The sequence below is a fragment of the Enterobacter sp. MGH 33 genome (assembly GCF_000534535.1).
Lineage (GTDB): Bacteria > Pseudomonadota > Gammaproteobacteria > Enterobacterales > Enterobacteriaceae > Enterobacter > Enterobacter hormaechei_C.
The window spans coordinates 839,659-861,376 of the sequence record NZ_KI973212.1 but is presented as its reverse complement, the minus strand read 5'-3'; the positions used below and the strand labels follow the sequence as shown (position 1 = coordinate 861,376).

At 51.5% G+C, this 21,718-nt stretch carries 23 protein-coding genes and 1 pseudogene; 21 read left to right on the top strand and 3 right to left on the bottom strand.

Going from position 1 to position 21,718, the window contains the following annotated elements:
* Window positions 1–126: 126 nt before the first annotated feature.
* Window positions 127–228, bottom strand: a pseudogene (locus L379_RS26230) (cyclic diguanylate phosphodiesterase (EAL) domain protein); the annotation flags it as partial.
* A gap of 361 nt (window positions 229–589) precedes the next feature.
* On the opposite strand from L379_RS26230, the gene L379_RS19800 reads away from it, so the two are divergent.
* The 11 genes from L379_RS19800 to L379_RS19850 all read left to right on the top strand — a co-directional run bounded on the left by L379_RS19800 (window position 590) and on the right by L379_RS19850 (window position 8,449).
* A complete protein-coding gene (locus tag L379_RS19800) occupies window positions 590–1,288 on the top strand; it encodes a PFL_4669 family integrating conjugative element protein (RefSeq protein WP_032652429.1) in 699 nt (232 codons plus the stop codon).
* A complete protein-coding gene (locus L379_RS19805) occupies window positions 1,278–1,772 on the top strand; it encodes a DUF3158 family protein (RefSeq protein WP_032652427.1) in 495 nt (164 codons plus the stop codon). Before L379_RS19800 ends, L379_RS19805 begins: the two co-directional genes overlap by 11 nt.
* A 565-nt stretch (window positions 1,773–2,337) precedes the next feature.
* Window positions 2,338–2,754: an STY4534 family ICE replication protein gene (locus L379_RS19810; protein ID WP_001291902.1), complete on the top strand. Its 417-nt coding sequence runs from the start codon at window positions 2,338–2,340 to the stop codon at window positions 2,752–2,754.
* A gap of 120 nt (window positions 2,755–2,874) precedes the next feature.
* Window positions 2,875–3,339 carry a PFGI-1 class ICE element type IV pilus protein PilL2 gene (locus L379_RS19815; RefSeq protein ID WP_032652426.1) on the top strand — a complete coding sequence of 155 codons (465 nt, stop codon included), beginning with the start codon at window positions 2,875–2,877 and terminating at the stop codon, window positions 3,337–3,339.
* A complete protein-coding gene (locus L379_RS19820; RefSeq protein WP_032652425.1) occupies window positions 3,332–3,940 on the top strand; it encodes a hypothetical protein in 609 nt (202 codons plus the stop codon). Before L379_RS19815 ends, L379_RS19820 begins: the two co-directional genes overlap by 8 nt.
* Before the next feature lie 6 nt (window positions 3,941–3,946).
* Complete coding sequence (locus tag L379_RS19825; protein WP_032652424.1) at window positions 3,947–4,597, top strand: TIGR03759 family integrating conjugative element protein; 651 nt, start codon at window positions 3,947–3,949, stop codon at window positions 4,595–4,597.
* On the top strand, window positions 4,573–5,106 hold the full coding sequence (locus L379_RS19830) for a lysozyme family protein (protein ID WP_032652422.1): 534 nt from the start codon (window positions 4,573–4,575) through the stop codon (window positions 5,104–5,106). Before L379_RS19825 ends, L379_RS19830 begins: the two co-directional genes overlap by 25 nt.
* On the top strand, window positions 5,103–5,510 hold the full coding sequence (locus L379_RS19835; RefSeq protein ID WP_050597026.1) for an integrating conjugative element protein: 408 nt from the start codon (window positions 5,103–5,105) through the stop codon (window positions 5,508–5,510). Before L379_RS19830 ends, L379_RS19835 begins: the two co-directional genes overlap by 4 nt.
* Entirely contained in the window at window positions 5,507–7,540 is a 2,034-nt protein-coding gene (gene traD / locus L379_RS19840; protein ID WP_032652421.1) for a type IV conjugative transfer system coupling protein TraD, read from the top strand. Before L379_RS19835 ends, traD begins: the two co-directional genes overlap by 4 nt.
* Window positions 7,503–7,769, top strand: coding sequence for a hypothetical protein (locus tag L379_RS19845; protein ID WP_032652420.1), 267 nt, complete (start codon window positions 7,503–7,505; stop codon window positions 7,767–7,769). The genes traD and L379_RS19845 overlap by 38 nt, the downstream gene beginning before the upstream one ends.
* Entirely contained in the window at window positions 7,769–8,449 is a 681-nt protein-coding gene (locus tag L379_RS19850) for a TIGR03747 family integrating conjugative element membrane protein (RefSeq protein WP_032652419.1), read from the top strand. Before L379_RS19845 ends, L379_RS19850 begins: the two co-directional genes overlap by 1 nt.
* Window positions 8,450–8,544: 95 nt before the next feature.
* Here the strand turns inward: L379_RS19850 and L379_RS19855 are convergent, their stop codons facing one another.
* On the bottom strand, window positions 8,545–10,425 hold the full coding sequence (locus L379_RS19855) for an NACHT domain-containing protein (RefSeq protein WP_369797641.1): 1,881 nt from the start codon (window positions 10,423–10,425) through the stop codon (window positions 8,545–8,547).
* A gap of 1,170 nt (window positions 10,426–11,595) precedes the next feature.
* Here L379_RS19855 and L379_RS19860 point away from each other — a divergent pair.
* From L379_RS19860 to L379_RS19905, 10 genes are all read left to right on the top strand, one after another.
* Complete coding sequence (locus tag L379_RS19860) at window positions 11,596–11,907, top strand: integrative conjugative element protein, RAQPRD family (protein ID WP_080473520.1); 312 nt, start codon at window positions 11,596–11,598, stop codon at window positions 11,905–11,907.
* A complete protein-coding gene (locus tag L379_RS19865) occupies window positions 11,904–12,137 on the top strand; it encodes a TIGR03758 family integrating conjugative element protein (protein ID WP_000187177.1) in 234 nt (77 codons plus the stop codon). Before L379_RS19860 ends, L379_RS19865 begins: the two co-directional genes overlap by 4 nt.
* An 18-nt stretch (window positions 12,138–12,155) precedes the next feature.
* Entirely contained in the window at window positions 12,156–12,482 is a 327-nt protein-coding gene (locus L379_RS25550) for a TIGR03745 family integrating conjugative element membrane protein (protein ID WP_032652414.1), read from the top strand.
* A gap of 3 nt (window positions 12,483–12,485) precedes the next feature.
* On the top strand, window positions 12,486–12,839 hold the full coding sequence (locus L379_RS25545; RefSeq protein WP_032652413.1) for a TIGR03750 family conjugal transfer protein: 354 nt from the start codon (window positions 12,486–12,488) through the stop codon (window positions 12,837–12,839).
* Window positions 12,836–13,462, top strand: a complete 627-nt coding sequence (locus L379_RS19880; protein ID WP_032652411.1) for a PFL_4703 family integrating conjugative element protein — start codon at window positions 12,836–12,838, stop codon at window positions 13,460–13,462. Before L379_RS25545 ends, L379_RS19880 begins: the two co-directional genes overlap by 4 nt.
* On the top strand, window positions 13,459–14,247 hold the full coding sequence (locus L379_RS19885; RefSeq protein ID WP_032652410.1) for a TIGR03749 family integrating conjugative element protein: 789 nt from the start codon (window positions 13,459–13,461) through the stop codon (window positions 14,245–14,247). The genes L379_RS19880 and L379_RS19885 overlap by 4 nt, the downstream gene beginning before the upstream one ends.
* Entirely contained in the window at window positions 14,244–15,581 is a 1,338-nt protein-coding gene (locus L379_RS19890) for a TIGR03752 family integrating conjugative element protein (RefSeq protein WP_032652407.1), read from the top strand. The genes L379_RS19885 and L379_RS19890 overlap by 4 nt, the downstream gene beginning before the upstream one ends.
* Window positions 15,581–15,970 carry a TIGR03751 family conjugal transfer lipoprotein gene (locus L379_RS19895; RefSeq protein ID WP_032652399.1) on the top strand — a complete coding sequence of 130 codons (390 nt, stop codon included), beginning with the start codon at window positions 15,581–15,583 and terminating at the stop codon, window positions 15,968–15,970. The genes L379_RS19890 and L379_RS19895 overlap by 1 nt, the downstream gene beginning before the upstream one ends.
* Complete coding sequence (locus L379_RS19900) at window positions 15,970–18,624, top strand: conjugative transfer ATPase (protein WP_032652398.1); 2,655 nt, start codon at window positions 15,970–15,972, stop codon at window positions 18,622–18,624. Before L379_RS19895 ends, L379_RS19900 begins: the two co-directional genes overlap by 1 nt.
* Before the next feature lie 178 nt (window positions 18,625–18,802).
* Window positions 18,803–20,329 (top strand): hypothetical protein, encoded by a 1,527-nt coding sequence (locus tag L379_RS19905; protein WP_032652396.1) that lies wholly within the window; start codon window positions 18,803–18,805, stop codon window positions 20,327–20,329.
* Window positions 20,330–20,614: 285 nt separating this feature from the next.
* Here L379_RS19905 and L379_RS19910 read toward each other — a convergent pair whose 3' ends face one another.
* Window positions 20,615–21,592, bottom strand: coding sequence for an HNH endonuclease (locus L379_RS19910; protein WP_032652394.1), 978 nt, complete (start codon window positions 21,590–21,592; stop codon window positions 20,615–20,617).
* Window positions 21,593–21,718 lie beyond the last annotated feature (126 nt).

The window sequence follows — 21,718 nt, the reverse complement described above, 5'->3', positions numbered from 1 at the left end:
TAAAGCATTTTCCCAACAGCCCGGGCAGATTCACTCAACGCCTGCTAGTCTCTTTTCCTTACGTATCAGAAGACATGCTGGATATCAACACCCCATGCCTCGTCACATAAACTAAAATTCGTCCAGCTACCCTATCTCCAATTTCACTTTAGGCTTCGACAAAATGAATTTTAACAGTTCGATGAACTGATCAGGTTTAAAGAAATAATAGCTCCGTTGAAAGGTAATTAACCAGGTCAAGTTAGACAGACTCTTTTTCTCAATCACTTGCTTATAAAACAGGTAACAAACTCCCATCAGAAGTTGAGCGGAAAACGACCAGAAAACATTTTATAGGATATTCCAAGGTCTAAGCTAAACCCGGAACAAAAATTGCCTCTGATAAATCAGCAAGATGTCATGGGGATTGATGTCACTGGCATCACACCAGTACCTATCAATCTAAACAAACCAATAGGCAAAAGGGTGATGCCAGTGGTATCAAAATTTCCAGCAAACAATCTTCCTGCCTGCGTTTTCGTTTTCCCATTGCTCACAACCCCTCACGCCATCACTCTGCGCTGACACCCACCCGCAACAGGAAACAGATATGTCGGACTACACCTTCAACATGGGTCCCCTGCGTAGTGCGATCCATATTCAGCTTCATACCCACAATGCCACCCGGCTGTGGACCGGGCGACGGGCGACCGAGAACGGCCCTGCGCCAATCATTGGAATGCCGCGCTTTATCGAAATCCTTAATCAGATGCGCATTGCCGCAGAACATAACGATCCTTACGCCGATCTGTGGATGCTGCGTATGGAAGAGAAACTGGCGCAGTCGCGTAAGTTGATGCAAGTGATGCTGGATCAGGCAAAAGCCATGTTCAGCGAATTGCCAGAAGGCATCGATATTGAAACCTGCTTCAATGTTCAGCCTGCCCGCTTTCCGCTGTTTATCAACGCCCCGCTGGCCTATCAGGGTGTTTATCTGCTGACCGACTTCGACCAGCTCGCACGCCAGCTTCTGCTGGCCTCTCATATCGCCGTCATCTTCCGCAGGGAGATGCACAACCGGTTAAATAATGGCGCAACGGTTATTCGCAGCGCCTTCGGTCTGGCGCAGAAATATCACGGCTCCGGGCTGACCCGTCAGGATTTTATCGACGATACGCCGCAGGCCAGAGCCGCCATTGAACGTTTAGGCCCGCTACCGGAAGCGATACTGAGCGGCAAGCTGCGCTCATCGTTTTCATCACCATTGCCTGGCAAGGCCGAAAATCCCGGAGTTGCCGATGATGAATAACCCCATAACCGGCTATCAGTCGCTGGCTGATGAAGACTATAAAATGCTGGCTTACGTCTCCTCGCTAAAAGGCCTTTTAAAGCCTTTTAAGAGTAAGGGGGAGCTTGAGCTGCTGGAGAGCAACGCCCAAAGCGTGCGCGAGATGATGGAACCATTGATGCAACGCCTGATCCAGAGCGCCAGACGCTACCCTGTGCGCCAGCTTCCGCTGATATTCACCATCGGACCGGCACCGTCCGGTGCAAACTTCCTGCGCTGGCGGAACCAGCAAAACAACAAATCCGGCACCCCGGCATTCTGCAACCTGATTGGCGATCCCAAAATCCCGCAACGTGCCAGAGATGCCTTGCTGGAAATCGAGCGGGATCGCATCGTTTTCAATATGCAGATGTCGGTACTGACCTTCATCATCCGCCAGGCGCATGAGTGTCAGGAAAAGATGAACCAGGCAGAAATGCTGTATCAGGGGCGGCAAAATAGCTGACGCAGGACATGAATTGCAGCACGACACTAAGCGGCTGCGCGATTACTCTCGATGCACTCCCAACAGCGCGGCATGTTTTGCTGGTTCGCGCTCGTGACACTCCCGTCGCGCAAAACACCCTTTACGCTCCTGTTCAGTATCATTCCGGGCGGATAGCCAGGCGACAGCCGTCTCGCTATCCGCCCGGACCTCCTGCATTTTTCCGGCGCCCACCGGATAACAACGGGATCCGTTTGTGCGCAAGCGCCAGTTTTTGCGATTTACACTGCTGACAGAAATCGCGCGTAACCCTACGCGGGCAGTGACCCCTTCAGCCCGCTGCACCTTAACAGCCTCCGCACGGAACACAATATTTAAGGTGCAGCAAACAGAATATCGCCTCGCAATTTCCCTTCCCCCTCGTTTAAATCCCCTTGCTTACCTGGTAGCCGGAACCTGCACGCTACCCGCCGTAAGGCGTGGTTCCAAATCCTTTTAATTGCGCAGCATCACACAGGCGCATCCCTTTCACCCGATGCACTCTGCATATCACCAAGCGCCGCGTTCAGCCACGCGGGAGGATCCTATGAGCGAGAAAACTTACTTCAATCTGTACACCAGCGGTCTGGGTTACGTAAACCGTGTCCGCACCGTCACCCCAAAACGCGGCGAACCCTTTTTATGTTGTGACATTGCCGCATTAAGCGGGGCTGCCGATGACGTGGACTATGTCCGCTTTGACTGCAAAGTCACCGGTAGCGAAGCACGTAAGCTGATTGCCCGCTGCGAGCAGGCGGTCAATGAAAAGCGCAAGGTGCTGATCCACTTCCGGTTGGGCGATTTATACGTCGATATGTTCACCTACAGCAAAGGCGAGCGTAAAGGCGAAACGGGCGTCAGCCTGAAAGCCCGGCTGCTCTATATTGGTCTTGTCAAAATTGACGGTGAAGTCGTCTGGCAGGCCGGAAATCAGGAAGCAGAGGCAGAAGCTGATGCCGCCTGAATCTTCATTGCGACGCCCACTCAGGGCGTCTTTCTTTCACAACCGAAAAACGATTTCACATTGTCTGACTTCTCACCATTGCGCACCCTCAGGCTATTCCTCACAAGATTCAGAGAGACAATGGCGCGAATAACAGGATGGGTTATCACACTGCTGATGCTGGGCGGCTGCACTACGCCCCAACAGCCCGTTGCGCCTGCACAAAAACCCGCAACGCCGCCCGCACCTGAAGTCGTGCGCTATGACCGTTACCTGTTGATCAACACCCACCCCGACGAAGCCCAGCGCAACCCGCTACACCAGATAGTCAACATTAACCTGCCGCTGAACCTGAAGCTCACCGTGGGCGACGCCTTTACCTGGCTGCTGAAACAGAGCGGCTACAGCCTGTGCGTCGATGACCATCCAACGCAGTTTCTGGCTGGAAAACCGCTGCCGCTTTCGCAATACCGGCTCGGCCCGATGCGACTGGAAGAGGTGCTGAAAACGCTAGCCGGACCGGGCTGGCTGATGCAGACCGACGTACTGAACCGCGAAGTCTGTTTTCACCTGAACATACCGGGAACGGGAGACCATCATGCTTAAACGTCTGGCTTACCTGACAACCGGCGCTGCTCTCCTGCTACTGGCAGCGGCGGTGTTCTGGTGCGTCAACCGTCTGAACACCCTGACGCTGGCGCAACAACAGACACAACGCCAGATGGCGCAATGGCACGACCAGCCACAGCCAGACAGCAATTATCGCGAGCTGGAGGTTGCCGTAAAAAACATTACCGGACGCACAGAAACCCTTGCTAAACAGCTTAACGATGCCGCCAGCGATCAGGCCGAACGACTTCACCCCATTAACGAACAGATCAATGCGCTGGAGAGACAGGTCCAGACCCTGAGCGCCAGTTATCAACACCTGCAACAACAGACCGCCACGCGCAGCCGCGCCACGGCAAAACGTCCCGTCCCCTCTCCGCTTTGGGCCGCAAAGGCCCCTTTTTCTCTTATCAGCAGCGAGTTCCGCGCCGGGCGGCAGTTCGCCGTCATCGCGCCATCCGGCTATCACTCGCTCTCACAGCTTCAGCTTGTGGCCCCCGGCGACAGCGTGCAGGGCTGGCAACTGCTGCAACTGGACGGCAGTCACGCCACTTTCCGTAAAGGCGGGCAGCGGTTGACGCTGAACGCCGGAGGATAAACCGCAATGCGCAGATACCTGTTGCTGTGCCTTCTGCTACTGCCGCTGTTTGCCAGCCCGCAGCAAACCCGTATTGAAGAACAGGCCATCACCCACACGCAGGCGCAGCAGTGGGGGCTGACAGACAGCGAATGGCAGCGCTACCAGCAACTGCGTCAGGGCGAGCGCGGCATCTGGTCGCCGGGGCTCGATCCCCTTACCACCCTCGGCGTGGAAGCTAACAGCGATACCGAACGCCAGCGCTTCGCCGAGCTGCTGGCCCGTAAAGAGCATCAGCGGGTGGAGAAAGAACTGGCATTCCAGCGTGCCTACGACCAGGCATGGAAGCGGATTTACCCGACGCTGACGCCCATCCGTAGCGTCGTCCAGCCACGTCTGGCGCTGTTCGTTAGCGAAAAATGCCCGGCCTGCGAGACGCTGGCGCAGAGGCTTATCAACGATGACCGCCCGCTGGATATCTGGCTGGTCAACAGCCGTAACAACGATGCCAGCCTGCAACGCTGGGCGCAGCGCCAGCATATTGATATGCGCAAAGTCGAACGCGGGCAGATAACGCTTAATCACGATAACGGACGCTGGCAACGTCTCGGCGGCGGAAAACTGCCGTTATTGCTGGAACAACAGGGGGAGCAATGGCGTCCCGTCTCTGCTCCCTGATAGTCGGCCTGCTTATCAGCGCCCACGCCTGCGCCGTACCACCGCTGTATGCGCAAATCGCCCGCCAGCAGCAGGTTCCGGCAGAACTACTCTACGCGGTGGCCCGCGCGGAAAGCGGCTCCCGACTCGCGCAGGGGCTGCATCCGTGGCCGTGGACGCTGAATATTGCCGGAACCGGCTACCGTTACCCCAGCCGTTCTTCAGCCTGCCGGGCGTTGCTGGACTTCGCCCGTACCCGCAGCCTGAAACGCATCGACGCCGGGCTGGGGCAGATTAATCTCGGCTGGAACGGCCAGCGGTTCCCCTCACTGTGCGCCAGTTTTGATCCGACGGACAATCTCACCGTCACCGCCCTGCTGCTGCGTCAGCACTACAACGCATCCCCCGGAAGCTGGCTGGACGCCGCCGCCCGCTACCACCATCCCGCCGGAGGCAAGCCTGCCGCCGTCTACCGCCAGAAGATCAGCCAGCAAATACGGCTGATCTCCGCATCAGGGACGTCGCCATGAAACACCTTATTCCAGCCATGCTGTTGTTTACTGCCGCCGCGATTGCCGGGCCTGCCGTTCCCATGCAGGCGCTGGACGAAGCCCGGTTACTGCCAGTCGTCACCCACAATCTGCATCCCGGTCAGCAACCCCGTCTGGCGCTGAGCCTGCCGGGAATGACGCCGCTGTTTTTAATCGGCGACGATCCGCTGTCCACAGAATGGCTGCGCCAGCACCGGGACGCATTAAAAACCCTGCACGCCACCGGGCTGGTCGTGAACGTCGCCACGCTGGCGCGGTTGAATGCCCTGCGGGCCATCGCTCCAGCGTTAACGCTGCTGCCCGTCAGCGCCGACGATATGGCAAAACACCTGCCCATCAGCGCCTATCCGGTGCTGATTACCGACAAGGGGCTGGCACAGTGAGGCTCGATTTTATTCTGCGCCCAGCGGTGGAGCTTTACAGCGCCAGTGCGGCCCTGCTGGCGGCATTATGGTGCCTAGTGGCTCCACAGACGCTGCTGCTGACGCCTTATTACGGCTGGTTGCTGGCGCTGGCATTCCTTGCACTTTCTACCCTGCGGCTAAAGCAGGGGCTCCGCATCCTGCGCTTTCGCCGTCGCGTGCGTCATCTTCCATTCTGGACGCTCTCTGCCTGCCGTATCCCGCTGTTACCCGACGCCCTTTTTCTCGGGCGCGGCTTTCGCTGGCTACCCACGCATACCCAACGGCTGTATCTGTGTCGCCTGCCGCAATGTGAGCACTGGCTGCGCACGGATCGTCCTTCTACCAGCGGCGGTGATCCGTTGCTGCACGGCGTGGAGTTGCACGAAGGCCGCGTTACGCTGCCGCTGCGCGATCGACCGGGGCATACGCTGGTCCTCGGCACTACCCGCGTCGGTAAAACCCGACTGGCGGAACTGCTGATTGCCCAGGATATTCGCCGTGGTGAAACGGTGATTATTTTCGACCCCAAGGGTGACGCCGACCTGCTGCGGCGCATATGGGCAGAGGCGCACCGTGCCGGACGGGAAAGTGTCTTCTGGCTGTTCCATCTCGGCTGGCCGGAAATTTCCGCCCGCTACAACGCCGTCGGACGCTTTGGCCGCATCTCGGAGGTTGCCAGCCGCATCGCCGGACAGCTTTCCACTGAAGGCAACTCCGCCGCCTTCCGCGAGTTCGCGTGGCGCTTCGTCAACATCATCACCCGCGCCCTGGTAGCGCTGGGCCAGCGCCCGGATTATGCCCGCATCACCCGCCACGTTATCAACATCGACGAACTGTTTATCGACTACGCCCGCGTCTTCCTGCCCGGTCACGACCGTCAGGCATGGGACGACGTAGTACGGATTGCCGGAGGCATCACCGAGAAAAACACGCCGCGAAATCTTCAGGGACGGGACAGCTACGTCGTCGCGCTGGAGCAGTACCTTTCCACCACCCGACTGCATGACCCGATCCTCGATGGCCTGCGTTCTGCCGTGCGCTACGACAAAACCTATTTCGATAAGATCGTCGCCTCGCTGCTGCCGCTGCTGGAAAAACTGACCACCGGGAAAATTGCCCAACTGCTGGCCCCGGACTACGGCGATCTCAACGACCCGCGCCCGGTGTTCGACTGGCAGCAGGCCATTCGCCAGCGGGCGATTGTCTACATCGGGCTGGATGCATTGTCCGATGCCGAGATTGCCGCCGCTGTCGGCAACTCGATGTTCGCCGATCTGGTCAGCGTCGCCGGGCATATCTACAAACACGGCGTGATGGATGGCCTGCCGCAGGCGGAAGAAAAAGCGGCCATCAACCTGCACTGCGATGAGTTCAGCGAACTGATGGGCGATGAATTTATTCCATTGATCAACAAAGGCGGCGGCGCGGGCGTACAGGTCACGGCCTATACCCAGACGCTCTCTGATATCGAGGCCCGAATCGGCGATCGCGCCAAAGCGGGCCAGGTGGTCGGCAACTTCAACAGCCTGATCATGATGCGGGTACGGGAAACCGCCACCGCCGAACTGCTGACCAGACAACTGCCGCAGGTAGACGTGCTCAGCAACAGCGTCAGTTCCGGCGTCACCGACAGCGCCGACGCGCAGGGCAATATCGGATTTTCCAGCAACACCCAGGATCGAGTGAGCAGCGTTCAGGTGCCGCTACTGGAACCCGCCTCACTGGTCCAGCTCCCCAAAGGTCAGGCGTTCGCCCTGCTGGAAGGCGGCCAGCTCTGGAAATTACGTATCCCGTTACCGGATACCGCGCACGATCCGCTGATGCCGGAGAGCATCGCGCAAATAGCCCGTGATATGGAAAAACAATACGACAGCGCTCCCGTATGGTGGAACCGCCCGGAGGCAGTTGTAACGGCGAAAAACGACCCTATTTTATGGCTGAACGACAGCGAAACCACGGAGAAACTGACCGATGACACCCTGGACACACCGCCAGCTCGTCAGCGTTGAAGTGATGTGGCCTGCGCAAACGCTGCCCCTTCCCCTACAACAGGCGGTGGAAGCGCTGACGCAGGGAGAAACACCCGACCAGATTATCGCCCGGATGAATTTGCAGGGCTTTCAGGCATGGCGCGAAGCTACGTCGCCACAGGGCGAACACGACATTTTTCAGATACGACTTGATGACACGCACGAGGCTCGGTTCCTCTGCCGCTACATTACGCTACCGCTGCACTGATGCCCGACCATGCGCCACACCCTGTGCGACACCCCGGATTGCTCGGCTGGCTCGCATTATTACCCGGCGTACTGGTTGGCTTTTGTCTCGGCACATGGATGCTGGCGATAGCGCTGGAGTGGCTGGGTGATGTGTTTTTCTGGCGGAACGCCTGCGCCAGCCATAGTGAACAGGTATTGAAGTCAACATGGCAGTGGTGGCGGAGTTCCGCTGGCGCACCGGTGTGGTTAGTAGAAAATCTGGCGATTGTCAGTGGTGTGTTGCAGCAAGGACTCGCGGCGCTGATTGCTTCTCTCAACGGGCAAAGCGGGTTGTTCTGGACAGAGACGGTCACTACAGTGATCCGCTGCGCGTTACTGTCTGCGGGTAACGTCACCCTCACCTTTTTACTGCGGCTGGCGATTTTGTTACAGGCTCTGCCGCTGTTTGCACTCACCATTACCATTGGCCTTATCGACGGGCTGGTAAGACGCGACTTACGGCGGTTCGGCGCAGGCCATGAGTCCGGTTTTGTTTATCACCATGCTAGGCGAATGATCGGCCCCAACCTAGCGGCAACGGGAGTGGTGTGGCTGGCGATGCCGGTTTTTATCTTACCGAAATATACATTAGTACCCGGAATAATTATTACTTCAATATCTGTATCTATAGCTATTTGGCTGTTTAGAAAAATTTTATAACAAAATTAACCTACAAAAATTCTGATGGAAATATTTCAAGGAAAAATCGCCATCCTTGAGAATGGCGATAAGAAATAAAAAATCAGTTCTTAAAATTAAGAATCCAGTTTTTCAATCAAATTAGAAACCGAAGCACTGATTATTCTCTGAGTCACAAAATCCTTTACTTCCTGTATGCGTCCAACATTTACTTTATAACCAAATAATGATGAAGCCCTTGCTTCTTCCTTCACTAAAAAACCAGCACCTTCAATCTGATCTAATAAATGCATCAAACTATACTTTGTCTTAAGAGAGGAGCATTGTTGTTTATACACATCAATAGACTTCCAAATAAATGAACCATTTCTAAAACCTACTTTAAAAATCTTTATCAAATCATCTTCGATCAAGCCTTGTTTTTTAACATCAGCTTCAACTGCAATATCCATTGCTATTTTAATTCCATCACACAAATCGCAATCAGAATTAAAATTCTCTGGATAAACACTACCTTTTCTAATATCTTTTTTATTAAAATTCACGAACTTACATTTATTAAATATCGTTTTTCCTCGCGGAATTAAGGACTTCCCAAGGCTAGAGAAGTTATCGAAATATCCATCATCAACAGTAATATTTGTAAAATCCAATGGATAAAAATCACCGAAGATCGAGAGTTTAGATAACTTTTCAGAATTAAACAACGAGATCAAATGTTCAGAATTAGCAACCCTATCATCTTTCTTTGTTGAGAAATATAAGTATAACAATGCGGAAATTAATTTCCTATTACTGGGACTTTCTTCTGCTAAATTTATCAAGTAAGTTAATCTTTCTTTTTCAAAGGTAGTGTCATTTTTCTTAAATTTAGAAATCTCTTCAATTAAAACACCACCTTTAAAGCAATCTTGTATCAATGCAGAATTAATCGTTGTATCATTTTTGTGATTATCTTCAGAATTAATAACATGAGTCAAATATCTCACCTTTATCAAAAACTCAATCGAGTCATATTTTATATAAATATCTTCTCCATCTCTACTTAGCAATGAAGAAACTAAGTAGCTATCATAAAATTCTTTCGTGAAATTATAAACTTTATTTGCTTTTCCAGTTTGGAGAATGTATTGAACTTGATCACAGAACTCAGACTCATTAATTCTCCCCTGATGTTCAAATATAATAGACTGCAAAAGCATAAAATACTGACTTCCGTCCATATCTAAGACTTGCTTTTGAATTTCACGACCGATTAATAATAAAACAACCTTATCCATAGCTTGTTCTTTATCAAGGTATGGACATTCGATAAATTTATTTATTCCAGACCCATCTTCATTAGTCAAGTCAGACACAAGACGAATAATTAGTGGGGTTATCTCTCCGGAGGCACTAATACTCTTGATATTTTTATATGCTTTATCAAGCAGGTTATTATCAGACTTAAATCTTTTAGAAAGATACTTAATAATCAGACTATCATCAAATCCTTTAAGATGAAGAATGTTAGAGTTCTGATGATCTAATTTATCTAATGAAATCTCACGTGACGTAATTATTATAGTGCAATTACTATAGGTATCATTTAAATTATGGATAGACTCGAAAAAACCATCTACATTGAATTTATCTTTAAGTTTTGATATTAGTTCATCTAACCCGTCTATAATGATAATCAAGTTTCCACAGCTAATATTTAGCCCTAAACTGTTTTTTTCAATTTTTGTATCCTCATCACTATTAAATACTAAAGAGTATAAATCTTCAATAGTACTTATTTCTGACATTGTAGATAAGTTATCATCATTTATATCAATAGATGAAATGAATATCGCTTTCTTCTTAAGCCCATCGTTCATTTTAGAATTTATTCTTTGAACAGCTTGCTCACAAAAAGTAGTTTTTCCTACTCCACCTTGCCCGAAGATAACATGCAAAGGTTTTTTATCTAGTCGATAGTCATAAATAAGAGAGTCAACGTAGTCTAAGCTCATGTGTACTTCATCTTTATTGAACAAATTTTGATCAATAAAGTCGCTACGCAACGCAATGTCACTGTTAGATTTTATATGCGCTGGCAGGCATTTATCCCAAATATAGTCCTCATAAAAATAATAACTAACTTTAATATTTTTATCCTTTGGTAAAAAAGTATTTGATTTTTTCTGAATATACTCCTTTCTATTTTTAACTGGAGTCCCTGTTGCTTTGCTAATTTCCAGAGGGAATAAAAAAGTCAAACTATCGGTTTTACCTAGGTTTTCAGATGATAATGATTTAGTAAATACATCTGTAAAACTCACATTGCGACTAATACCAAGAAAAGCAATGTGCCGACCATCAGCATCTTCCACGACATGAAACTCAAAATCTTTATCTTTTATATTCTTAATGACATTTCTATTTGGATATATTGTAGATATTATTTGTTGGCAGCGCCAGTTCTCATTTCCATTACTAGATTCATTTAATAAGCCATAAATAAAATCAGGAATTTTATAATCTAAACTATAGTCATCTTTACTATCGAATAAATAACCTAATAAACCTATAATTGCTCGCTGTATCCTTACAAGATCATTTGTGTTAAGAGCTTCTTCGCTATCATGAGAGTCAGCATTACCATATGATTGTAACACTCTCAATTCAGCCTGAATTTTACTAAGGAAAAATTTAGGTAAATTTGTATTTTTGGTGTTTAATAATGAAATCAACTGATCATATTTAACATTTGTGTCAATGGCAGAGTTTGTGTCACCAAGAATAATCTTGCAGATAGCTTCACCAGCTTTCCTAGCACTATTTATATTTTTATTGTTCATGAAATCATTGATATGACCATCAAGCCTATTTATAACTAACGCCAGACTCATGTAAACTCCTTAACATTAAAATGGTTACATTAAATTCAGAATAATCTTAACACACTTAGAAAATAAAATCATAAAATTGTCAACATCTATATTACGATAACAATCCAGATTAAATATATGGCGGGAAAAATAAAATTAAAGTTGCTCTGTATTTAAAAATTAAATATGTGTTAGAGATTTCAAGATTTTTGGCAACCAAAACTTTTTGATCAGATATTCATTTTCTTGATGAGAACACCAGCAAATTAGGAAGAGGATATTAAATAACCCTAGACAATGAAGATCATTTCAGTGCGTATAATAACGACATTAATCATCAGCCTGTTTATTACCAGTTCCGCTCTCGCCGCCCCCCTCACCGAGCGCGAAGAGCTAACCCTGTCCCTCAACCAGCTTAGCCAAATCGAAGCCTCGCTCCACCGCGCCCAGCAAAGCGCCAGAACCGGCATCAACGAGCGCTACTACTTTGACTATCCACGCATCCACGGCGATATCACCACTCTGCGTAGCGGGATTGAACATTACCTCACCCCTGCCCGCGCCCAGCCGCGAGATACGGCGACGCGGCTTGGGCAGTACCGTGAAGAGAAAACCACACCATGACCCCCGAGCAAATCAGCGCCTTCCAGGCAGCCAGCCTGGTGAAACCCGATGCTGTCAGTCTGGTGATGCTCGGCCTGTTCAGCGCCTTTCTGTTGCTGTGGGTGGTCTGGGTGCTGAATGACGCTTACCGGGGCGTGGCGACCGCGCGGGTAAGCTGGCGGGCGTTGGGCAGTATCGGCGGACGAACCATCTTACTGTTGCTGGTCAGCTTCTGGCTGGTACTGAGCTAGCGGATTTCAGGAGGCAAAATGAAAAAACGCATCTTCAGATGGCTGTTATGGTTCCTGGCGCTGCCTGCATATGGCGATCTGCCAGAGATGGAAGATCCCTCACGCGGTCAGGGCGACGGCATCATGGAGACGTTGCAGAACTACGGCTATGACATCGTGATCCTGATGACGCTGGGCATCTGCGCTGTGGGCTTTCTGGTGGTCGCCAACAACTGTATCGCCACCTACTCCGAAATTCAGGGCGGGCGCAAACAGTGGAAAGATTTAGGCGCAATGGCGGGCGTCGGTGCGGTGCTGCTGGTGATCACCATCTGGTTGCTCAACCAGGCCTCGGACATCCTGTGAGCCATGAGCACCATTCCCTTTCTCCCGGAACGGCTGAACCGCGAGCCTGCGATGTTTCGCGGCCTGACGGTCAGCGAGCTGCTGATAGCGCTACTTGTCGGGCTGGCTATCGGCGCAATTGCAGGAGCCATTCCAGCGATACTGTGGCGCAACTGGAGCCTTATCCCCGGCAGTGCTCTGCCCGGCGGGGCGCTGGCGATCTTCTGCGGCGGTCGTTGGCTGGCGCGGCTGAAGCGCGGACGCCCGGAGAGCTGGCTATACCGGGCGCTGGAGCTAAAGCTGGCCCGCTTCGGCATCGGCACTCAGCGTTTTGTCCTGCACGATGGCGTCTGGGCCATTCGCCGGAGCCGACGATGAGCGCCTTTAAACATGCGCTGGCCGCACGGGATGCGCATATCCGTACCCTGCATATTGCGCTGGTTGCGTTATTCCTGCTGGCATCAGGCATGGGCTTCGGCTGGTACAGCGCCCCACGCCAGCTCACGGTGTACCTGTCACCGGATCTTCGCGCCGCCAGTCAGCGTCCGTGGTGGGAAGTGCCGCCCGCCACGGTGTACGCCTTCGCGTTTTCAGTGTTTCAGCAGATCAACCGCTGGCCGACCAACGGCGAGGCCGATTATCCCCGCAACCTCAGTGCGCTACGGGCTTACCTTACCCCCGGCTGCTACAGCCAGATTGACCACGAATTTCGCCAGCGTCTGCAAAACGGCGAGCTGCGCGACCGGGTACGTGGCGTGTATGAAATCCCCGGTCGGGGATTCAGCGATAAGCAGGTGCAGATCCTCGACCGCGACAACTGGATTGTGACGCTGGATCTGACCGTCGATGAGTATTTCCACTCCGAACCCGTTAAGCGGGCGATGGTCCGTTACCCCATTAAGGTGCTGCGCTATAACATCGATCAGCAAAAAAATCCGTGGGGGCTGGCGCTGGACTGCTTCTCATCGCCGCCGCAGAAGCTGGAGGCGGCTAAACCATGAATGTCCGCCCACTGCTAATCCTGCTGGTTGCCCTGCCCCTGCACGCCGTCGAGCTGGTGAAGTGGGAACGTATCCCGCTGCCGGTGGCTTTGAACATAGGGCAAGAGCAGATCGTCTTTGTCGATCGCAATGTTCGGGTGGGCTACCCCGCCGCGCTGGAAGGTAAACTGCGCATCCAGAGCAGCAACGGTACGCTGTATTTACTCGCCAGCCAGCCGTTTGCCGCCACCAGGCTACAGCTTCAGGACACAGAGAACGGTGAGCTGATTTTGCTGGACGTCTCCGCCAGCAAGGGCGAGCACATCCGGGAGCCAATGCGCATTGTCCGCGAAGAGAAAAAAACGACTGACGCGAAGCCTGATGCAGTTCCAGCCCCCTTACCCTCCACACCGCTTCCGGTCGCGCTCACCCGCTATGCCGCGCAGACGTTATATGCCCCGCTACGCACCGTGGAGCCTTTACCGGGCGTTCAGCCCGAAGGCGTGCGGCTGGCAAAAACCATCACCACTCTGCTGCCTGCATTACCCATCAACGCCATACCGATCGGCGGCTGGCGGCTCGATCCTTACCACCTGGCGGCGATCCGGCTGCAGAATAAAAGCGCCACCCGGCTTGAACTCGATCCGCGCCAGCTTCAGGGGCAGTTTTACGCCGCATCCTTTCAGCATCGCTGGCTGGGGCCAGCGGGCAGCGCCGAAGACACCACCGTGCTCTATCTCATTACCCGCAATCATCGTCCTGAACAGGCAATTCTGCCGGAGCCTGCGCCGGAGAAGAAAAAATGAAGCTCCAGGCGAATATCCTGCTGCGGGTTCTGACGCCACTCATTCTGCTGGCGGGCAGCGTCATGCTGTTTCATGCCTGTCAGGACCGCAAAACCACACCGTCAAAATCCTCGGTGCCTGCAACGCCCCTCAGCCACGACGAGCTGAAAGCGCTGGGGATTGAAGGCGACACGCCCGCCGATACTGTCGCCACGCTGGTCGGCCAGATGAAACTCTGGCGCAAGGAGCTGGAAACGGTGAAAGCCAGCAACGCCGCACTGGAGCAGGAAAACCAGCGCCTGCATGAACGCGAGCAAAATACCGACAACCGTATCAACGAGGCCATTAACCGCCAGCAAACCAACACCTCAGAGCAGCAAAACGAATTGCTCAGCTCGCTACAGACGCAGATCCAGCAGTTAAAGGGCAACAGAGCAACGGATGACTCGCTGGCCGGGCTGGGGATTGATGAACCGGAAGCGGCCTCCAGAGAACCACTGCGCTGGATAGCCCCCGCCGACGCCCTGCCAACGGATAAAAACGGTCGCCCGCTGCAACCTGCACTGGCCTTTCCTTCCACGATGCAGAACACTGCGCCACAACCAGAAGTACCGCCTCCCGCCGTCGTCAAACCGGTCTACACCCTGCCGCAGAACAGCACGTTAATCGGCTCGGTGGCGATGACTGCGCTGCTGGGGCGCATTCCGCTTAACGGCAGCGTCACCGATCCTTACCCGTTCAAGGTGCTGATTGGCCGCGATAACCTCACCGCCAACGGCATCGAGTTGCCCGATATTGAAGGCGCGGTGATCTCCGGCAGCGCCACCGGCGACTGGACGCTCTCCTGCGTGCGCGGCAATTTAACGTCAATCACCTTTGTCTTTCGCGACGGCACGGTGCGCACACTCCCCGCCGAAGGCGATAAAACCGGAAGCGGCACGGAAGGCAACATCGGCTGGCTGTCCGATCCTCACGGCCTGCCCTGCATCCCCGGCGAACGTAAATCCAACGCCGCCGAATATATCGGCTCGCAGTTCCTGCTGGCCGGATCGTCCGCCGCCGCGCAGGCGCTGGCAAACAATCAGACCACCTCCACCGTGGAGGATGGCTCCATCACCACCGCGCTGACGGGCGACAGCGGGCAGTACGTACTCGGCCAGGCGCTGGGCGGCGGTCTGAAAGAGAGCGCCGACTGGTTTAAGCAGCGCTACGGCCAGATGTTCGATGCCATTTATGTACCACCCGGCCAGGCCGTTGCCATCCATATCACCCGCCAACTCGCCATCGACTACGAGCCCAACGGACGGCGGGTGAACTACCGCACGTCGGGCGATCGCACTGGAGATCTGGACTGATGCGTATGCTGATTTTGCTGTTATCGCTGCTGCTGACCGCCTGTAGCACCGACCAGAAAACCCTGTTGCCGGTGGATGAAAACACCACCATGCTGAACATCTGGGGCCGACAGAATAACGATGCGCAGGCGCTGTACGATGCACGCTCAGTCCTGCGTCGCCCACTGGATGACGCCACGCTGACCGCGCAACAGCAGCAGACCACACGCAGCGACGGCAATGCCGCTCAGACGCTGTTCCGGCGACTGCCGAATCCGGATCTGGAGATGTATATCTTCCCTCATCTGGCAGGCAGTGAAGGCGTCCCGGTACCGGGCTATACCACCGTCTTCCCCTTCTATAACCGGGTACAATACGCCATGCCCGGCGAGCGGACCGATCCGCTGTGATGATGCGCAGCGGCACCCTGACCGAACGAACGGTGGACAGCCTGTACCAGAAAGGCGCGTCGTTCGTCGATTTTCTGCCGTGGGTGGAGTACCAGCCGGAAAGCAAAACGTTGCTGCTGGATGACGGGCGCTCGGTCGGCGCGGTGTATGACATCACGCCGTTCGGCACCGAAGGCCGCTCTCCGGCACGGCTGGAAGAATTACGCGATATCCTGAAGGACGCGCTTCAGGACAGCTTCACGGAATACGACCGCCATCCGTGGGTGGTGCAGTTTTATTGTCAGGATGAGGACGACACCGCAAACTGGCTGGCTGCACTGCATGGTTACGCAGTACCGGAAGCAAGAGACTCTGACTTTACACGAGCCTGGCTGAACGAGATGGAACGCCACTTGCAGGCGGTCTCCCGCCCGGAAGGCTATTTTCTGGACGATGCCGTCAGCCATACCCGCTGGCGTGCGCAGCAGCGCCACACGCGAATGGTGGTCTACCGCTGGCTACCCAATAAATCCCGCGATTCGCTGGAAGACTCCCCGGAAGAGGCGCTGAACACCGTTTGCGAACGGATGGTCTCCGCGCTGGCGGGCGCAGGCATTCACGCCCACAGACTGGAATGTGAGGCTATTCGCCACTGGCTGCTGCGCTGGTTCAACCCCGCCCCAGAGATAGCCGACTCGCCCCGGCAGTTCTGGCAACAAATGGCGCAGCAGGATGACACGCCGGAGCTGCACGACTTTGCCGAGAGCCTGCTGTGTAGTGAACCCCGCTCGCAGGCTACGCAGGGAACATGGCTGTTCGACCAGCGTCCGCATAAAGTCATCGTGCTGGACCGGCTGCGCAAACCGCCCACCGTCGGCCATATGACCGGAGAATCCGCACGCGGTGACGGCATTAACGCGCTGTTCGACCTGCTGCCGGAAGGGGTGATTATGGCGCTGGCAATCGTCGTCTGGCCACAGGATCGGCTGGAGGAACATTTAAGCCACCTCAGCGATCGCGCCATCGGCGAGAACGTAGAATCGGAGTACACAAAAAAAGACTGTCAGGAGGTGCGTCACTGGCTGAAAGACGGCCACAAACTCTACCGCAGCGCGCTGGCGTTTTATCTTTCCGCCCCGGATAACGGCGAACTGACCCGGCGTGTGCGCAGCCTGAACAGCCTGCTGCTGAATGCGGGTATGGTTCCGGTACAGGAGAATGACGAACTCGCCCCGCTCAGTTCGTGGCTGCGCTGGCTGCCGATGTGCTTCGACCCGGCTCGGGACAAGCGCCAGCTCTACACCCGCTTCAGCTTCGTACAGCATCTCGCCAACCTGCTGCCGCTGTTTGGCCGCGAGAGCGGAACCGGGCATCCGGGCGTCAGCTACTTTAACCGGGGAGGCGGGATGCTGTGCTGGGATCCGCTCAACCGCGAGGACCGCGCCCAGAACGGCCACCTGCTGCTGCTCGGCCCGACCGGCGCAGGCAAATCCGCCACCCTGAACGCCAAAATCGCGCAACTGATGGCGCTGCATCGTCCACGTCTGTTTATCGTCGAGGCGGGCAACTCGTTCGGACTGATGGCCGATTACGCCCGCGAGCATGGCCTGACGGTGAATAAAATCAGCCTGAAACCCGGCTCCGGCATCACGCTGCCGCTGTTTGCCGATGCGTGGAAACTGGCGGAAAGCGATGTACCTTCAGCAGAACCGAATGATGACGATCCCGAAGATACCGACAACGAACAGCGCGATCTGCTGGGCGAGATGGAGATCACGGCCCGCCTGATGATCACCGGCGGTGAACTAAAAGAGGATGCCCGGCTCACCCGTTCTGACCGGGCATTAATTCGCGAAGCGATTCTGCACGCCGCCCGGTTCACCGCCCGAGAAAAAAGACAAACGCTGACACAGGATATCCGCGACGCACTATTCACACTGGCGCAGGATGCAGCGCTACCGGAGTCCCGCCGTAATCGGCTGTGGGAGATGGGCGAAGCAATGAATATGTTCTGCTCCGGGTTTGAAGGGGAGCTGTTTAACCGCGAGGGCGAGGCGTGGCCGGAGGTAGATATCACCCTGGTGGATCTGGCGATGTTTGCTCGCGAAGGGTACGAAGCACAGCTGGCGATCGCCTACATCTCACTGATTAACCATATCAACAACCTTGGCGAACGTGACCAGCATCTGGCCCGGCCCATCGTCAATATTACCGATGAGGCGCATATCATCACCGTCAATCCGCTACTGGCGCGGTTTCTGACCAAAGGCTCGAAGATGTGGCGCAAGCTGGGGATCTGGCTTTGGCTGGCAACGCAGAACCTGAGCGACTTCCCGGATGATGCAAAAAAGCTGCTCAATATGATCGAGTGGTGGGAACTGCTGGTGATGCCGCCGGAAGAAGTCGAGCAGGTCAGCCGCTTTAAATCCCTGACGCCAGAACAGCGCCAACTCCTGCTCAGCGCCACCAAGGCACCGGGGAAATATACCGAAGGCGTAGTACTTTCGCCGCATGTGGAAGCGCTGTTCCGGGTGGTATCCCCTGCCCTGTGGCTGGCGCTGGGGATGACGGAGAAACACGAGAAGGCGGAGCGGATGCAGATTATGCGGGAGTTTGGATGTAATGAACTGGAGGCGGCAATGAGGGTGGCGGAAAGGTGTTGTTTCAATGATTGAGTGGGCAGCTCGAATCGGGTATTGTTTTATCCAAATGGCAATTAGATCAGATGGGAAGCTCTGCTCCAAAAGAGGGGCATGACTCAATGTATTAATCATTGAGAAAGAGGACTTCCCTTGAGTGCTATAAGCAGATATTGCTAACATTAGCCTGTATTAATCAACGGTGAAAAATTCAATGGTTGAGATTTACTTAAATGATATAGATGTCGATGATATAAAACATATCCGACAGTCAGATGATATTGAGGTATTTATTCCTTTAGAGAGTGTTGGTTTCTCAAGCTCATATTTTGACTTATGCGATGACTATCTTGAGGCTATATGGGCAGGAGAACGATTGGCAAGCACTTGTCAACACGCCCGGGCAGTCTCATATTACAACAGGGAAAATCATAAATCGTTCATTAAATTATCTTTAACAAAGCCAAACGAAAAATTTCATGAAGCGCTAAGGGATTGTATAGTACTTTATAAACGATATGATGACAGTCTTTATAGTGAACCTCCCTTAGAATACAGTAAAATCATAGATGCAGTACTCTCTATAGAAAATGATCTAGATAATTTTAATATAAAGGTACCTGCCTTGCATGATTTTTATTATGCAAATTTAATAGGAGGTAAATATTTTGAGATGATGTCTGATGTTCCAGATGAATATCGAAGTGAAATAAATAAGTATCCTGAGAGAGCTTTGGGTTTCTGGAAGAGCGCTTACAGTAGCAAGATTGGTGATAGATGTTATACATCACCAGATGCTTGGATTTTACCAAATACTGTTGATATAAATAACTTTTTTAAAGTTACCGAGCAAAACTACAATTTTGAAAGCTTTATACCCTCTAGCATTGTAGTGTTAAAAGGGGTCTCTTACACTACCTCTGATGTCATCATTTCTTATTTCCCAATGAATCATTACTTTAAATCTAAAGTTTGTAGTAGTATTGAGTTGTCAAGAGATGAATATAGGTGGCCACCAGATCCATTTGATTGGTCTAACTCTACATTTACTTATTCGCCCTATAATAATTTTTTGAGGGAGCTGATAGACCATGATAGTAGCTTACTCTCCCAAAAACCGACTCATGAGCAATGTTATGTTGATCCAAACGGAACTTTAGTAATAGTTGATGACGGTAATTTTTACCATCTCCTTTACGATACCGCTGAGTTGAAATTATCTCAGATAAAAAACTTTAACGAAACATTAGGTGAAGTCCTTTTATCTACCGGCATTAATATAGGTTTTTCCGCTGGGTTAACATATAATTGGTCCGAAATTGATGACGAGCAATTTGAACAGCTTTGCTATGATATAATCTATAGCCATCCACGTTTTAATAATGAAACGATCAGGAAATTAGGTAAGTCTCGTTCACGTGATGGAGGTAGAGATATACAAGTATATGATATTCCTACCGAACGATTAATGGAGCCCAAAAAATGGATTTTCCAGTGTAAATTGGTCACCGGAGCAGGATCACTTTCTGCAACGAAACTTACAGATGTTGGTGATATGCTAGATTCTTACGATGTCGAAGGGTTTGGTGTTTTTACTAACACTATAATCGACGCAACTCTTTATGACAAACTTGATAAAGTATGTTCAAAAAGGAATGTAGAACAACTCAATTTCTCCGCCCTTGAAATTGAGAAAGAATTAATAAGGAAGCCATATATAAGGATGAAGTATTTCAAATAGCTTAACTCTTCCTATATATCCAGAGCAGTTAGCTAGGCCGCACTGCCCACGCGACCTATAGATACACAAGAGAATAAATAATACCGTAAGTGGCATTGAAGAAAGTGAAAACGATGATATTTTATATCCCGTCGCAAGATGAATCTCTATGTGTTCAACAGGCAGTGGACAAAATCCTCTGATGCTCTCGTCTGAGCTAGTGTACCCATCTCTCAATCGTGATAGAACCGTCATTCATCGATTCACGGTGTCTAAGTAACTCTTCTCAACAATCAGCTGTGCACTTTAAACATGCATGGTAAGATTTAGCGAATTGACTACAGTCAAAGCATATTTTTCAGTAAACCTTTTCCACCTTTCGACAAGAGCTCCGTGATTAATCTTGTACGTTACATGTAGCTTTTTTCCATGATACTTTACATACTCTTTATCTTGGATCTGTGGAGCAAAGTAAATAACGAACGAATCCGGATCGATTGCAAATAAATCCAGATCGTAAAGAGTATGCATATCACAACGCAATAATAGTCCATTACTTATATGGTTATGTGTATCATTTTTGTATGCGGTGATATGTGCGGCTTCGAGGATATCAATGATTTCACAACCACTTATTGCACATTTTGCTGCTTGGGATAACAGAGTGTCGCGAAAAGTTTTTTGCCCACGCCTTTGCTTAATTTGCCGTAGAATAACCTTTCGCTGATCATCTACATCGAGAGGAATATCATCAATGTCCGCTTCAGTAGAATCCAACTGAATGACACTACAAAATAGACTTTTTGCCCATTCAAAATCAAGTTCTTGAATTGAACTTTGAACGTTGTAGCGCGGTGTATGAGATATTAAATCTATTATGGAGATAGAATTAATGGGCATGTAGTTTTGCTTATATTCAGCTTTAAATTCAAATGCAGGAACGTCTTCTACTTTAGGCTGTTCAAATTCATGTCCATTGCTGCAGCGCCACTTTGGTTTTTTAGATTTCCGAAGGATTAACTTTGCTGGCGTGCAATTTTCATATGGGCATCGGTTACGAGCTTTTATGTATGGGGCTGAAGATAAATTGGTTATAACTGATATACCCTGAACATTTTTTCTATCAGTTACTATGACAATATCTCCTTTTTTGACTTGCTTATGGTTTGGCACAAAGTTGTCATATCGATAAAAACTAGTTGAGTCATCTTGATAACCGTTATTCCCGAAGTACCGGAGATCATCCTGACCTACTGCTTTAAAAGACCATGCTTTCTGACTCATCTGCTTGATTCCATCATCAAAGTAACAGTTGAATCATAAAGCAATAATAGCGTGCTGGGAACATAGTACAACGTTTAGGCTTCAGTAGCACAACGAAATCTCAGCGTCCTCCTCTCGTTCAAAGCA

What these genes read in the sequence shown, in the direction of transcription:
- L379_RS19810 (WP_001291902.1), top strand. Translation starts at nt 2,338, where the DNA reads ATGAGCGAGAAAACTTACTTCAATCTGTACACCAGCGGTCTGGGTTAC.
- L379_RS19865 (WP_000187177.1), top strand. Translation starts at nt 11,904, where the DNA reads ATGACCCCCGAGCAAATCAGCGCCTTCCAGGCAGCCAGCCTGGTGAAA.
- L379_RS19825 (WP_032652424.1), top strand. Translation starts at nt 3,947, where the DNA reads ATGCGCAGATACCTGTTGCTGTGCCTTCTGCTACTGCCGCTGTTTGCC.
- L379_RS25545 (WP_032652413.1), top strand. Translation starts at nt 12,486, where the DNA reads ATGAGCACCATTCCCTTTCTCCCGGAACGGCTGAACCGCGAGCCTGCG.
- L379_RS19855 (WP_369797641.1), bottom strand. Translation starts at nt 10,425, where the DNA reads ATGAGCTTAGACTACGTTGACTCTCTTATTTATGACTATCGACTAGAT.
- L379_RS19800 (WP_032652429.1), top strand. Translation starts at nt 590, where the DNA reads ATGTCGGACTACACCTTCAACATGGGTCCCCTGCGTAGTGCGATCCAT.
- L379_RS19830 (WP_032652422.1), top strand. Translation starts at nt 4,573, where the DNA reads ATGGCGTCCCGTCTCTGCTCCCTGATAGTCGGCCTGCTTATCAGCGCC.
- L379_RS19835 (WP_050597026.1), top strand. Translation starts at nt 5,103, where the DNA reads ATGAAACACCTTATTCCAGCCATGCTGTTGTTTACTGCCGCCGCGATT.
- L379_RS19850 (WP_032652419.1), top strand. Translation starts at nt 7,769, where the DNA reads ATGCCCGACCATGCGCCACACCCTGTGCGACACCCCGGATTGCTCGGC.
- L379_RS19905 (WP_032652396.1), top strand. Translation starts at nt 18,803, where the DNA reads ATGGTTGAGATTTACTTAAATGATATAGATGTCGATGATATAAAACAT.
- L379_RS19845 (WP_032652420.1), top strand. Translation starts at nt 7,503, where the DNA reads ATGACACCCTGGACACACCGCCAGCTCGTCAGCGTTGAAGTGATGTGG.
- L379_RS19885 (WP_032652410.1), top strand. Translation starts at nt 13,459, where the DNA reads ATGAATGTCCGCCCACTGCTAATCCTGCTGGTTGCCCTGCCCCTGCAC.
- L379_RS19910 (WP_032652394.1), bottom strand. Translation starts at nt 21,592, where the DNA reads ATGAGTCAGAAAGCATGGTCTTTTAAAGCAGTAGGTCAGGATGATCTC.
- L379_RS19900 (WP_032652398.1), top strand. Translation starts at nt 15,970, where the DNA reads ATGATGCGCAGCGGCACCCTGACCGAACGAACGGTGGACAGCCTGTAC.
- L379_RS19895 (WP_032652399.1), top strand. Translation starts at nt 15,581, where the DNA reads ATGCGTATGCTGATTTTGCTGTTATCGCTGCTGCTGACCGCCTGTAGC.
- L379_RS19880 (WP_032652411.1), top strand. Translation starts at nt 12,836, where the DNA reads ATGAGCGCCTTTAAACATGCGCTGGCCGCACGGGATGCGCATATCCGT.
- L379_RS19805 (WP_032652427.1), top strand. Translation starts at nt 1,278, where the DNA reads ATGATGAATAACCCCATAACCGGCTATCAGTCGCTGGCTGATGAAGAC.
- L379_RS19820 (WP_032652425.1), top strand. Translation starts at nt 3,332, where the DNA reads ATGCTTAAACGTCTGGCTTACCTGACAACCGGCGCTGCTCTCCTGCTA.
- L379_RS25550 (WP_032652414.1), top strand. Translation starts at nt 12,156, where the DNA reads ATGAAAAAACGCATCTTCAGATGGCTGTTATGGTTCCTGGCGCTGCCT.
- L379_RS19890 (WP_032652407.1), top strand. Translation starts at nt 14,244, where the DNA reads ATGAAGCTCCAGGCGAATATCCTGCTGCGGGTTCTGACGCCACTCATT.
- L379_RS19815 (WP_032652426.1), top strand. Translation starts at nt 2,875, where the DNA reads ATGGCGCGAATAACAGGATGGGTTATCACACTGCTGATGCTGGGCGGC.